The 13283-nt window shown below is 45.1% G+C and carries 13 protein-coding genes; 3 read left to right on the top strand and 10 right to left on the bottom strand.

Annotation, left to right across the window (positions count from 1 at the left end; translation table 11 throughout):
• Positions 1–18 precede the first annotated feature (18 nt).
• Complete coding sequence (locus ACYTXU_RS13620; RefSeq protein ID WP_462207417.1) at positions 19–675, top strand: Fe2+-dependent dioxygenase; 657 nt, start codon at positions 19–21, stop codon at positions 673–675.
• Positions 676–763: 88 nt separating this feature from the next.
• Here ACYTXU_RS13620 and ACYTXU_RS13615 read toward each other — a convergent pair whose 3' ends face one another.
• The 7 genes from ACYTXU_RS13615 to ACYTXU_RS13585 form a co-directional block, all read right to left on the bottom strand.
• Positions 764–1636 carry a cytochrome c oxidase subunit 3 gene (locus tag ACYTXU_RS13615; protein ID WP_462207415.1) on the bottom strand — a complete coding sequence of 291 codons (873 nt, stop codon included), beginning with the start codon at positions 1634–1636 and terminating at the stop codon, positions 764–766.
• Positions 1637–1671: 35 nt separating this feature from the next.
• Positions 1672–2238 (bottom strand): cytochrome c oxidase assembly protein, encoded by a 567-nt coding sequence (locus tag ACYTXU_RS13610; RefSeq protein WP_462207414.1) that lies wholly within the window; start codon positions 2236–2238, stop codon positions 1672–1674.
• Positions 2239–2267: 29 nt separating this feature from the next.
• Positions 2268–3830, bottom strand: a complete 1563-nt coding sequence (ctaD, locus tag ACYTXU_RS13605; RefSeq protein WP_462207412.1) for a cytochrome c oxidase subunit I — start codon at positions 3828–3830, stop codon at positions 2268–2270.
• 2 nt (positions 3831–3832) lie between these two features.
• Positions 3833–4999 (bottom strand): cytochrome c oxidase subunit II, encoded by a 1167-nt coding sequence (coxB, locus tag ACYTXU_RS13600; RefSeq protein ID WP_462207411.1) that lies wholly within the window; start codon positions 4997–4999, stop codon positions 3833–3835.
• 462 nt (positions 5000–5461) lie between these two features.
• The gene (locus ACYTXU_RS13595) at positions 5462–6241 is read right to left on the bottom strand and encodes a hypothetical protein (RefSeq protein ID WP_462207410.1); all 780 of its coding nucleotides are present in this window, start codon (positions 6239–6241) and stop codon (positions 5462–5464) included.
• Positions 6238–6861, bottom strand: a complete 624-nt coding sequence (locus ACYTXU_RS13590; RefSeq protein ID WP_462207408.1) for an RNA polymerase sigma factor — start codon at positions 6859–6861, stop codon at positions 6238–6240. Before ACYTXU_RS13590 ends, ACYTXU_RS13595 begins: the two co-directional genes overlap by 4 nt.
• Before the next feature lie 101 nt (positions 6862–6962).
• Positions 6963–8711: a vWA domain-containing protein gene (locus tag ACYTXU_RS13585; RefSeq protein WP_462207407.1), complete on the bottom strand. Its 1749-nt coding sequence runs from the start codon at positions 8709–8711 to the stop codon at positions 6963–6965.
• A gap of 147 nt (positions 8712–8858) precedes the next feature.
• On the opposite strand from ACYTXU_RS13585, the gene ACYTXU_RS13580 reads away from it, so the two are divergent.
• Entirely contained in the window at positions 8859–9305 is a 447-nt protein-coding gene (locus tag ACYTXU_RS13580; RefSeq protein WP_462207405.1) for a YiiD C-terminal domain-containing protein, read from the top strand.
• Positions 9306–9448: 143 nt separating this feature from the next.
• Positions 9449–10828 (top strand): substrate-binding domain-containing protein, encoded by a 1380-nt coding sequence (locus tag ACYTXU_RS13575; RefSeq protein ID WP_462207404.1) that lies wholly within the window; start codon positions 9449–9451, stop codon positions 10826–10828.
• On the opposite strand, the gene ACYTXU_RS13570 is transcribed toward ACYTXU_RS13575, so the two are convergent.
• The 3 genes from ACYTXU_RS13570 to ACYTXU_RS13560 all read right to left on the bottom strand — a co-directional run bounded on the left by ACYTXU_RS13570 (position 10825) and on the right by ACYTXU_RS13560 (position 13205).
• Positions 10825–11634, bottom strand: a complete 810-nt coding sequence (locus ACYTXU_RS13570; RefSeq protein WP_462207402.1) for a hypothetical protein — start codon at positions 11632–11634, stop codon at positions 10825–10827. The two genes, ACYTXU_RS13575 and ACYTXU_RS13570, sit on opposite strands and share 4 nt — an antisense overlap.
• 69 nt (positions 11635–11703) lie before the next feature.
• Entirely contained in the window at positions 11704–12336 is a 633-nt protein-coding gene (gene can, locus ACYTXU_RS13565) for a carbonate dehydratase (RefSeq protein WP_462207400.1), read from the bottom strand.
• 80 nt (positions 12337–12416) lie between these two features.
• Complete coding sequence (locus ACYTXU_RS13560; protein WP_462207399.1) at positions 12417–13205, bottom strand: hypothetical protein; 789 nt, start codon at positions 13203–13205, stop codon at positions 12417–12419.
• Positions 13206–13283: the final 78 nt, after the last annotated feature.

Raw genomic sequence — 13283 nt, 5'->3', positions numbered from 1 at the left:
ATTCTCAATAACATATTTATGATACTGCAGCTTTCTGACATCATCGAGCCCAATACTCTCAATGTAATCTACGAAGAGGTGGCAAAGCTCGACTTCCATTCCGGCCAGCAAACCGCTGGCAGAGCAGTACGCTCGCTTAAAAATAATCAGCAGATTCTGCTGGCAGATGACCAGCCAGCCCCCTTAGCTATGCTACTCAAATATCTTGCTAAAAACCCCATCTTTCAGGCTGCCTGCTTGCCCCGGCAGTTTGCCAGAGTGATGCTCAATCGTTATCAACAAGGCATGCAATACGGTAATCACATAGATGATGCTTACATTGCAGGCGTGCGTACTGATGTGTCTTTTACCTTCTGCTTATCTTCGGCCAGTGATTACCATGGCGGAGAACTGGTGTTGTGCGACTCAACCGGGGAGCGCTCATGGAAACTCGACAAGGGCGAGGTACTGGTTTATCCAAGCACCCAGCTACACCGCGTTAACTCTGTTATAGAAGGCGAACGTATCGCCATGGTCGGCTGGTTACAAAGCAAAGTTCGTCAAGCCAGCCACCGAGAACTGTTATTCGATTTAGAACAGTCCACTGCACATGAACTAGAGACTCAAGGGAAGTCAGAACAGTATGACCGCCTCAGCAAGTCTTATAGTAACTTGTTAAGAATGTGGGGAGACTAGTTCACTCATATCTTAAATCATGCCTTACTCATTTAACGACATAAAAAAACCGCCAATCAAGGCGGTTTTTTTATGTCTGTTTAGCTGCTTACAGGATGTAAACGAAGATAAACAGGAATACCCAGACCACGTCTACGAAGTGCCAGTACCAGGCGCCAGCTTCATAGGCAAAGTGATCTTGCGGGGTAAAGTGACCTTTTGCGCAACGGATAGTCAGAATAATTAAGAAAATCGTACCAACCGTAACGTGCAAGCCGTGGAAACCGGTCAACATAAAGAAGGTTGAACCGTAAATACCACTACCTAAGGTTAATCCCATTTCAGTGTAGGCATGGATGTATTCCCAAATCTGAAGACCCATGAAAATAACACCCAGGGCTGCTGTAATGGCAGTGAACAGGATTAGTGTTTGGCGATTCTTTTCCACCAAAGCATGGTGCGCAATGGTCAAAGTAAATGAAGAGAATAAAAGAATCGCGGTGTTGATAGCAGGCAAGCCCCAGGCGCCCATGCCTTGAGTCGTTTCCCCACCAGGAGTTTTCTCCATTGGCCAGTTAGGAATAAACTCAGGCCATAAGAACTCATGCGTTGCAGCGTTGTTGCTTGAACCGCCCAACCATTCCATGACCAGGATACGAACATAGAATAGTGCGCCGAAGAATGCCGCGAAGAACATTACTTCTGAAGTAATGAACCACATCATGCCCTGACGGAATGAACGGCTCATTTGTGCGCTGTATAAGCCACTCATCGATTCACGGATGGTTGTTGCCCACCAAGTAGATACCATCCAGATCAATACTGCTAAACCTATCCATAAAACCCAAGATAGAGAGCCACCTTGGACCATATGGCCTGCACCAAAAGCAGTTAAAAACAAGCCGATAGAACCGATAAACGGCAGCTTGCTCTGCTCTGGTACATAATACTTTTCGTATTCTGTATTTGTTTGTTCACTCATCGTATGTCTCCGTTAAAGACCGTTGCGCTGACGTCTTAGTCAGCAGCCTGTGTTTGTTGCTCGGCAGGCGTCACGTTGTGTAGCGTATAAGCCAATGTAATGGTGTCATACTTTTCCGGCAAATCTTTATCCACAAAGAAACGCATTGGCATTTCTTCAGTAGCACCGGCAGCCAGCGTTTGCTGATTAAAACAGAAACACTCCGTTTTATTGAAATACTGGCTGACCAGGTTTGGCGAAAAGCTCGGAATCGCTTGCCCTACAATAGCTTTACCTGCGCGATTTTTAACTCGGAAGTTAACTTCATATTCCTTGCCAGGATAGACCTTTATTTGTGTTTGTACCGGCTGAAAATCCCAAGGCATGTCGTTCTTGGTGATTGTCATAAATTGAACGGTAATCTCACGGCTGGTATCCGGCTCTTGCTGTTGGTAAACAGCAAGACCGTTTGATTTACCATTTAAGCCCGTGATCTGACAGAACACATCGTATAAAGGAATCATGGCAAAACCAAAAGCCAACATGATCAACACCACCATGACCAGCTTACGGGTCATAACCTTGTTTTTATCTTGCTCGGGCTGTTGGTTAATATCACTCATAATCAGTTACTTCGTCAGATTAATCACTATTAGTCCACTTTAGGTGGCGTACTAAATGAATGGTACGGTGCTGGTGAAGGTAATTGATTAAATTCAAGACCCTCTGCACCTTCCCATACTTGATCAGTCGCTTTTTCACCTTTCTTCAACATGCAGGTTTTAACCAGAATCCACAAGAATAGGAACTGAGTTAAACCTAGGCCAAATGCACCAATACTTGACCACATATTGAAGTCAGAGAACATAATGTTGTAATCAGGAACACGACGTTGCATACCCGCCAAACCTGAGAAGTGCATTGGGAAGAAAGTTAAGTTAACAAACACGATTGATAACCAGAAGTGGACTTTAGCCAACTTCTCATCATACATACGACCAGTCCACTTAGGCATCCAGTAATAAACTGCTGCCATGGTACCGAAAATAGCACCCGGGAATAGTACATAGTGGAAGTGAGCAACCACGAAATAGGTATCATGATACTGCCAATCTACCGGAGTTAACGCCAACATCACGCCAGAGAAACCACCAATAGTAAATAGAATCACGAAAGCAATCGCATACAACATAGGCGTTTCGTAGGTGATAGAACCTTGCCACATAGTAGCAATCCAGTTAAACACCTTCACTCCAGTTGGTACAGCAATCAACATAGTCGCAATCATGAAGAATAATTCACCTTTAACCGGCATACCCACTGTAAACATATGGTGAGCCCAAACGATGAATGATAGGAAAGCGATCGATGCTGTTGCATAAACCATTGAAGAGTAACCAAACAGCTTCTTTCTAGCAAAGGTTGGAATAATCGCAGAAGCGATACCAAACGCAGGAAGAATCATGATGTAAACTTCAGGGTGACCGAAGAACCAGAAAATATGCTGGAACATCACTGGATCACCACCACCAGCAGCATCAAAGAATGAGGTACCGAAGTGACGGTCTGTCAACATCATAGTGACCGCGCCGGCAAGTACTGGCATAACCATAACCAGCAAGAAGGCTGTAATTAACCAGGTCCATACGAACAATGGCATTTTCATCAATGTCATGCCAGGAGCACGCATGTTGAATACAGTCACGATAACGTTGATAGCACCCATGATGGATGAGATACCCATCAAGTGAACACCAAAGATAAAGAAGTCGGTGGAAGGAGGAGAACCGGGATAGGTTGATAATGGAGCGTAGAATGTCCAACCAAAGTTAGGCGCTCCACCTTCCATGAACAATGATGACAACAACAGGATAAAGGCTGCTGGAAGGATCCAGAAACTCCAGTTGTTCATACGTGGCAAGGCCATGTCTGGCGCACCAATCATCATCGGAATCAACCAGTTAGCAAGACCAACAGTTGCTGGCATCACGGCACCAAAGACCATGATTAAGCCGTGCAGGGTTGTCATCTGATTGAAAAAGTTAGGTTCAACGAACTGTAAACCCGGTTGGAATAGCTCGGCACGGATAACCATTGCCATAGCACCACCAATCAGGAACATGATGAACGAGAAGACCAGGTACATAGTACCGATGTCTTTATGGTTCGTAGTAAATAACCAGCGTGAAATGCCGGTTGGTTTATGATCACCCATAATTATTCCTCCTTACCGGCATTTTTGAAGTCATAGACGTCTTGTGGCTGAGCTTTATCACCCATGTCGTTGCCCCAGGCATTACGCTCATAAGTGACGATTGCAGCAATCTCAGCTTCAGTTAATTGAGCACCAAACGCCTGCATCGCAGTACCTGGAACACCATTTACCACCACATCAATATGTTTCTCGATATCGCCTGTTGCAACAGGGCTTCCAATCAATGCAGGGAATGGACCAGAACCAGTGCCATCTACTTTATGACACGCTGAGCAATAGGTATTGTATGACTTTTCGCCATCTGCCATTAACTGAGCCATAGTACGCTCATTCAAGTCAGGGCCTGATTTAGCCTCTGCGACTTTCTCTGTCATCCATGCATCATACTCTGCTGGCTCAACAACTTTGACCACGATGGGCATAAAGCCATGATTTGCACCACATAGCTCCGCGCACACTCCGCGGTATATGCCTGGCTCGTCTACCTTAGTCCATACTTCATTAACAAAGCCTGGAATCGCATCTTTTTTGACAGAAAAATCAGGTACCCAGAATGAGTGAATAACTTTTTCTGCTGTAACTAAGAAGCGAACTTTTTTGCCCGCAGGGATAACTAGAGGATTATCGACTTCTAATAGATAATTTTCATAATCGATAGGAGTGCCTGAGAAGTTCTTTCCTGAATTATCCCTAACCTCTATTGATTGCTGATCTAGATTTGAGAAGAAGCTAACATCGTTACTTGGGTCATTATCACCATCGATGTATTTGTATTCCCACTTCCATTGATGACCTTTAACCATAACGGTCATGTCTGAATTACTGGAATCTTCCATCTTTATCAACAAGCTAACAGCCGGAACTGCTAATGCGATAAGGATGATGAAAGGAATAACGGTCCAAATAATCTCAACTGTGGTACTGTGAGAAAACTTAGCTGGAATAGGGTTTTTGCTTTTACGATGCGCAAACATCGAGTAAAACATTGCGCCAAAAGTTAGGACTCCGATCACTACACAGACCCAGATCGCGATCATGTGTAATTCGTAAACTTCTTTACTGATCTCAGTCACACCTTCACGCATGTTATACGCCTGTTCACTACAACCGGTTAGCACTAATACAGCTAGCGCGGCTACAGCGAGAGCGACTTTGCGGAACAATGACATGCTCTTCTCTCCACTAACGTTAACCCGCAAAATGCGGAAAATTGTTATTAATTAGATAATAAATACTAAGAATTCCTGTCTGCCCTAGCAGGAATTTAGCCAATCAACCTTGATCGGAATCAAGATTTAAGGGCGGCCATTTTATCTGAGAAGATAGGGAAAAACTAGACGGATCTGTAATAAAACCCAACACGTCCAGGGTTTGTTGGCCTTTGGGGTTCAATTTTTGTTCAAAACAAAAGCGTTCTGATCGCGGCGATCGCCATGTAGCCTAGTCATTCTAAGGTAATGGCGAGCAACAAAGAGCAGGGCGCTTTTGATTGAACCCGAAGGACAGCGTTTGTTTGGCTTTTCTACTGTGTTATACGCGCGTGGATGGAGAATGACTACACCTCACACGCGATGCCTTGTATAAAACCCAAACAAACAGCTGCAAAAACGAACCTCAAAGGTCAACAGACCCTAGGGGTTTTCTCGCAGTTTTTGTAGGGTTTTTATACGCTTAAGCAATTTTTCATCAACTTCGAACTCAGGATAGGTACGTTGAAACTGTTCCCACTCATCCAATGCGGTTATTTCATCACCCGCATCTAATGCCTGTTCAATTTCCTCGAGCCAGACCTCGGGTAAAGGGTATCCAAGCACTGCTTCATCCAATACGCCATGATCATCAAAGCCGGCTGTTTGATTGCCTTCTGCCACGATAGTCGTCACCGGCTCAGCTGACTCTGACTCTTCCGCTTTAATTCTGGAACCTGTTACCACAATGGTTTCTGAGGAGGCAATGCTATCCGAGGCCACTTCGCTGACCGGAGGTGGCTCCAGTACCGGCTCCTGCGGTGCTGCCGGTGCTGCCAGCATTCGCTTTTTACTTTCATGCATTGCCTGAGCTTTGGCCTGCTCTTCCTTCTGACGCGCTCTTTCTAAATAGGCCATCTCGGCATCCATTTCTATTGCATAACGCTCTTCAAGCGGCTTTGAACTGACGATTTGCGCCCTATTATTCATATCTTCGCCGCTTAAATTGACCATCAGACGGGCGACACCAAGCGTCACCAGTAACCCAGCGGCCACTGAAACTGGCACGCGCAAACGATGCCACCAGCTTCCGCCAGCAGCCTTGGATTCTTTTTGCTTAAGATGCTGTTCGGCCATAGCCAGGATATTCTGATCCAGTTCTGAGCTGGTTTCTTCCTCGCCCTGCCACTGCTGCAACTTGTCTAGGTCTTTATCTTTACTCATAACTCCACCTCAAGCGCTGCTTCACTGATGAACTGCTTGAGCTTCTGTACCGCATAACGCAGCCGGCTCTTCACCGCTTCCGCGTTATCCTGTATGGTTTCTGCAATTTCCTGCACCGTCATGGCGCTCTCGATTTTCAACACCAGCACTTCTCGTTGCGCTGGCGGTAATTGGTTCAATGCCCATAAAAACTGCTGCTTGGATTGAGCCTCATTGAGCTGCTGCTCTGGCTCGCTGGCTGAACTCGCCACCGGCTGCATATCCACCTCATCATCCAAGGATAAAACCTCGCCTCGTCCCTGCTTGCGATAATGGTCAATCAGCTTGTTGCGCGCCATGTGATAGAGCCAGGTGGTAAATTTGGCACTGACCTGATAGCCATCACTAGCCTTGATCACACTTTGCCAGGTTTCCTGAAACAGCTCCTCGGCGGTGGCGCGACTATCCACCTGGCGTAAAAAATAGCGTAACAAGGGATTTTTATGCCGCAAATAGAGTTGCTCGAAAGCGCGCATATTGCCTTTGGCATAGCCAACCATCAAAGCCTCATCGCTCAGCTCGGCTGATTGAGAGGCTTGGCGCTGTTGATTGCTGTCAAAGGTTTCGTTACTTCTGGTCACTCGTGATCTCTTGTGAAACACATCCCCAGCGCCATAATGGCTTGTTAGCTTCAGGCTTTCAAGCATATTGTTGCCTGCTCAATGCTTGTATTTGCCATAAACTATTGGCTACTGACTTGCTCATCAGCCTGGTCGTTCTGCTCATCTAAAAGCTGCGCCATCTTCATCAGCTGAATCATTTCACCGCGATAACCATCTTTATCAGCGCCTTTGCTGGTCTGTGCTAACTCAATGGCCTGCTGCCAATCCCAACCATTCAAATAGCGACCGCCACGCAACAGTTGTGCAAATCCAGCAACACTGGCTGCGAACTCGCTGTCACCAGCAACCCTGTTGCCATGCTTAAACTGGCTACGCTCAATGACATGACTGATTAGTCGACTTTTATCTTGATCCGGCATTTTATAGCGCAGTTTTACCAGCGCCGCCTCGTCTGACAACTTTTGCTTTTGAGCTTCCTTTTCAGCGTAACGCAGCTCATCCACACGGCGTCCTTCCGAACCAACCAATACCACTTCATAGAGAGCTGTCACGGTATGACCGGCACCGATTTCACCGGCATCCACTTTGTCATTATTAAAATCTTCACGGTTCAGGGCGCGATTTTCATAACCCAGCAAACGGTATTCAGCAACCACCTGCGGATTAAACTCCACCTGAATTTTAACGTCCTTGGCAATCGTCATTAAGGTGCCGGCGCGCTGCTCGACCAATAATTTACGAGCTTCCTGCAAGGTGTCGATATACCCGTAGTTGCCGTTACCCTTATCAGCCAACTGCTCCATCAGATGCTCATTGTAGTTACCACTGCCAAAGCCCAGCGTGGTAAATGAGATACCGCTTTCACGTTTACGCTCTACCAAATCGATTAATTGCTCACGATTAACGGTACCTACATTAAAGTCACCATCGGTCGCCAGAATCACTCGATTGATGCCATCTTCAATATAAGCCTGTTCGGCCAGCTTATAGGCTAGCTCAATACCTGCACCACCATTGGTTGAGCCACCAGCACTTAAGCGATCCAAAGCCTGCTCAATCGCCATACGGTCATTGCCCTTAGTTGGCTCAAGCACCACACCACTGGCTCCGGCATAAACCACGATTGAGATCTTGTCCTGATCACTGCTTTCCTGCGCTAACAGCTTGAGTGATTTCTTAACCAGCCCCAACTTATCTTCGCTATTCATTGAGCCGGACACATCGATCAGATACACCAGGTTGGATGGCGGTAACTCCTGCTGCTCAGGCTCAAAACCTTTAATACCAACCTGCATCAGATAGGCATTAGTATTCCAGGGTGCGTCAAACACCTGCGTATTGACCGCAAAGGGTTGTTCTGTAGTATCCGGCGTTTGATAGTCATAATTAAAATAATTCACAAACTCTTCCAGCCGCACCGCATCTTCCGGTGGCAAATAACCATCATTCAACATGCGTCGTACATTTGAATAAGAACCGGTATCCACATCGATGCTGAAGGTAGAAACGGGTTGTTCTTTAGCCAGAAAAATACCTGAATCATCAAAGTGTTGATATTGTTCGCGATTGACTTGCGGTTGTTGCCAAATACCCGGAGCCTGTGGCGCAGGCATCGCCATATCATACATAGCCACTTTACGCTCTTTGGCCTCTGCTTGAATACGCGACCCAGTCACTACAATGCGTTCCTGCTCTATCCTTTGTCGCTTCAGTTCCTCAGCTTTTGCTATTTCGACTCGCTTGTCTTGTTCAGCTCTTTGCTCACTGGTATCAGTGTTTTGGCAGCCGGATATTGCCAAGGCGATCATGCTAGCCAAGACGCTGATTTTTAATGATGTTTTCGCAGTGTTTGCTTTGTCAGTACTCATGTTAGTGCTCCATCCATTTGATTCATATTTATGTTAGCTATTTAACTTAACAACACTGCTATAAACGCCGACCAGTTGGAAAAGGGTTAACTTTTTTGAAAATATTGTTAGAGTAACTTCTTACTATCCGCAAACCCTTGTGTACCCATGGAAGCTGCTGAGCTGCAACAACTGCTGTATAAAGAAATTCCGATCACTCAAGCGCTGCAAATTCAGGTCGATAACCTGACCAGCAATAGCATTCAGGTCTCGGCACCTTTTGAGGCCAATAAGAACATTCATAACACCGCCTTTGCCGGTAGCATCTACACCACAGCAACGCTGGCCGGCTGGTCATTGGTGACACACCTGGTTCAACAACGACAACGTCACGGTTCGGTGGTACTGGCTAGCGCCACCATTCGCTACAGTAAACCAATCAATGGAGATATCGTTGCCAGTTGTCAAATTGCAGATCCCGATATTATTGCTCACTTTCTTAAAAGATTTGATTCAAGGGGTCGCGGCCGATTGTCACTTGAAATCGATGTGATTGAAGCCGGCGAAAGCAAAGCCACCATGCAGGCCGACTTTGCGGTGCTCCGCCAAAGCTGAACTTGATTTACGGACCACGCTTGTCATATTGACTGGCAAACCAAATCGCAATGTCATAAAACTGTCATTTCCCACTCCCTGTTAGATCTTATAATTCTGCGAACTTGCATCTAACCGCTTAATTAAAACTATCAGGAGTGATCATGACATCACTTGCGCGAATCCTTGTTACTGCCTCATTACTTTGCACGCTATTAGTACAGCCCTTAATTGCTAAAACTACCGAAAATCAAAGCCGGACATTTACTGAAAGTGATATCAGTAAAGCGACCGTTTTGTTTGCAATGAAAGGATCCAACACCATTGGCGAATCACTCGCCCCGAGGTTGGCTGAGGAGTTTTTAAGAGCAGAAGGCGCCACTCGAACGGGTATCGTCGAAACCCATGCGGTTGAAAAAACCGTACTGAGTCAATTTGCTGACGGCTCGATTAAAGGGGTTGATATCAAAGCGCATGGATCTAGCACCGGTTTTAAAGCGTTGGCCGCCGAAGATACCGATATCGCCATGTCGTCACGTCGCATCAAAGAAAAAGAACGCATCCAAATGCGTAGCTTGTATGGTGATCTGAAGTCTGTTGACAGTGAACTGACCATTGCGGTTGATGGTCTGGCAGTCATTGTTCACCCACAGCTTGAAGTGAACACTTTAGACACAGAAAATCTGGCGCGTATTTTTGCAGGGGAGATTCGCAACTGGCAGGAGATTGGTGGCCCCAATCAAAAAATCAGCCTGTTTGCGCGTGATGATAACTCAGGAACCTTTGATACTTTTAAATCACTGGTACTCGATCGTCATCAGGTAAAACTGTCAGAGTACGCCAAACGCTATGAATCTTCCGGTGAGCTTTCGAATATGGTCTATAACACCCCTGGTGCCATCGGCTTTATCGGTCTTTCCTACGTTAATGACAATAAACCATTAGCGCTATCCGAAACTGGGGTTGCCCTTTCTTTCAAACCTAATCTATTTACTGTGAGCACTGAAGATTATGTATTAAGTCGCCGTCTGTATATGTATTATCCCAGCAACAATACCAATCCACATGCGCGCCGTTTTATGCAGTTTGTTCAGCAGGATCAAGCGCAAACGGTCGTTGAAAAAACCGGCCTGATTTCATTGAAGGTTAATGACGCGACTATTCGCTTTAATCGTAATTACCCACCACGCTACCTCAACATGATTACTGATTCGAAGCGCCTCTCTATCACTTTTCATTTTGATGAGGGCACCGATGAATTGGATAATAAAGCCAAACTGGATATTCAACGTTTAGTTAAGTACGTTAAAAAGCATCAGCTGGAGGATTTATTCTTATTCGGATTTAGTTACGAATCTGGCAATGTAGAAAACGACAAGCAAGACTCGAAGAAACTGGCGCGCATTATTGAAGCTGAGCTTGAGCAGGCTGGCGTGCCCCCCTTTTACGTTCAAGGCTATGGTAGCAAGGGGGCCATTGCTTCTAACAACACAGAAAATGGTCGCAACAAGAACCGTCGTGTTGAAGTCTGGGTCGGACGCTAGCTCTTACCTAACAAGTATTTAGTCAGGGCATGGCATATAGCATCGAAAGTTTTATGGTATTCCATGGGGGTTATAGATTCCGCTAACTGATATTTTGCAATCAGCGCATCAGTTTTATTATCGCCTAACTGAGTTAAAAGAGTTTGCAGTCTGGAGCTGTCGATTTTTTCGATACCCATAAAATCTTCGAACAACATCAATGCATCAAGCAAAAATAAAACCGCTTGCTGACTGAACTGAAAGTGGCAGCTGTTTTGATTGCTCATCAGCAGACTCTTACACAGCAAATTAAACCGCTGGTCATTCTTCTGATATAAAATATCAGACAATAAATTGAATTGATGAGTATCGATTAAGCCATCAAAAGTACTATAGAGAGTTCCACCAAGAATGATGGGTAAGGATGCTCCTTTAGCATTCTGATACAGATCAAATTCGGGAATGGTTTCACCGCTTTGCCGATACTGCTCCGACAGTTTTTGCTTGATATCAAATTGAAGCTGTTTAGGTGTGATCTGGTAACTTCGAGACTCGAAGAAGTGCTTATAAGGAAAGGGGTACAGTTTTAAAAAACCTCTGTCATCATTAACCGATAACAGCATGGCCAACATGAACTTCAGATCATGAGCCTGGCGGTTATCTTTAAACGCCAGTGCAATAAAATCTTTTTCAGCGATTAACTGACCCAAAGGCGAAGTTAATCCTTGTGCCGGATAGGCTCCAAGTGGTGAAAAGATTCGATAAGTATAGTATTGCTCTACAGACTGACTAGTCCCGGCAACAGTTTTATCCTTATCACTGCGCATTCCCCCTCCTATTTTTATCCTTGGTACGACAGCGGTTCCCCAAAACCGCTATAGCATACAGCTTACCGCTTATTCTTCGTAATTGAAAATGGCCGGTACCTGTTCTTTACCGCTAATGGTCGCTTTTAAATCAGTGATCAAGCCATTCTCGAGGCCATAACACCAGCCATGGACACTTAAACTCTGTCCGCGATCCCAGGCATCCTGAACCGTCGTTGTACGGCAAACGTTGCTGACCTGCTCAATAACATTTAATTCACACATCAAGTTTGAACGCTCTTGCTCATTCTTAATGGGTTTAAATTTCATCTCATGTTTTAAATACACATCCTTGATGTTGCTCAACCAATTGTCGATAAACCCATGTTTTTTATTGGTTAAAGCAGCATTGACACCACCGCAACCATAATGACCACAAACGATAATATGCTCAACTTTCAAGACCTCAACCGCAAACTGCAACACCGACAAGCAGTTAAGATCGCTGTGCGACACTACATTAGCTACATTACGATGGACAAACACTTCACCCGGCATCAAACCCGTAATCTGGTTCGCAGGCACTCGACTATCGGAACAGCCAATCCACAAATACTTTGGCGACTGTTGTTCTGAAAGCGTCTTAAAAAAGCCGGGGTTTTCCTTCTCGATCTGTTCAGCCCACTCTTTGTTGTTCTTCAATAGCTCTTGAATGTCACTCATTGATGCTAAACCTTGTTATTTATTTGAATCAGTTAATGGCTGAATAATACCACGATTAATCCTGCGAGATCTTCCGACCTCTAGCTCTCTTTTTCGTTGTCAGGAGCTCTTCGCAGAATAGTTGCAAACAAGCCATTACCATTTCCGTCTGGTGTTCCCGTTGTATGCGACCCTCGAAAGTCCCACCAAGCCTGCTTTCTCATCTGTTGAGTAATATCGGACCACAGATCTTTATCTGAAAGGAATTGAGTGCCGACAATCTCACACATAGTGCTACGGCACTCAACAACATGGACGATAAACTGAGAGCTGTCCTTATGATTCATCAAGAAATGATTAATCTGCTGCTCCTTCAATGTCGCCCAACTGATATCTTCCGGCTCATTGACAAAGTCATCGTGAAGCTCGTAGGTTTCTTTAGGCATCGACTCAGGACGGCTTAATAAAGAATGGTGTGACTCAGGGATACCCTCAAACTTATTTTGGACGCTAGAACTCCTATCATTAGAAGGGGTCTGCTCTGCAGTTAAACCATCAAGACTTGTGCCATCACCTTTCAAGATAGCATTCAACCGCTTGCTTTCCAGCTTTGAAGCCATCAACTCTTGATTTTTGATTTCCATTTCACGTTTTAATGACTCAAGTTCATTGGTTAGACTTTCTACTTCACCGGCTTCATCTTTTTCTTTAGCATTAGATAATTTATTGTTTGGAGTGCGGCTCTCATTCTTTCCTGACAGCGAAACTTCCTGTTCAATTTTAGTGTCCTGCTGCGCCTTGTTATCACCTTCCTCAACATATCGATCAAGAGCCCAAAAACCGGTAACCCCAACGATTATTCCAATTACAACTTTAATTATAGAACTCATTGCTCTTCCTCTATTTTTATTTAAATCCAACATTGCAGAATCGTTGTCCTACAACAAACAGGGCTAACTTTAGCTTCA

The sequence above is a fragment of the Kangiella sp. M94 genome (assembly GCF_054926195.1).
The sequence above is the reverse complement of the archived record's forward strand: the minus strand, read 5'-3'. Positions and strand labels throughout refer to the sequence as shown.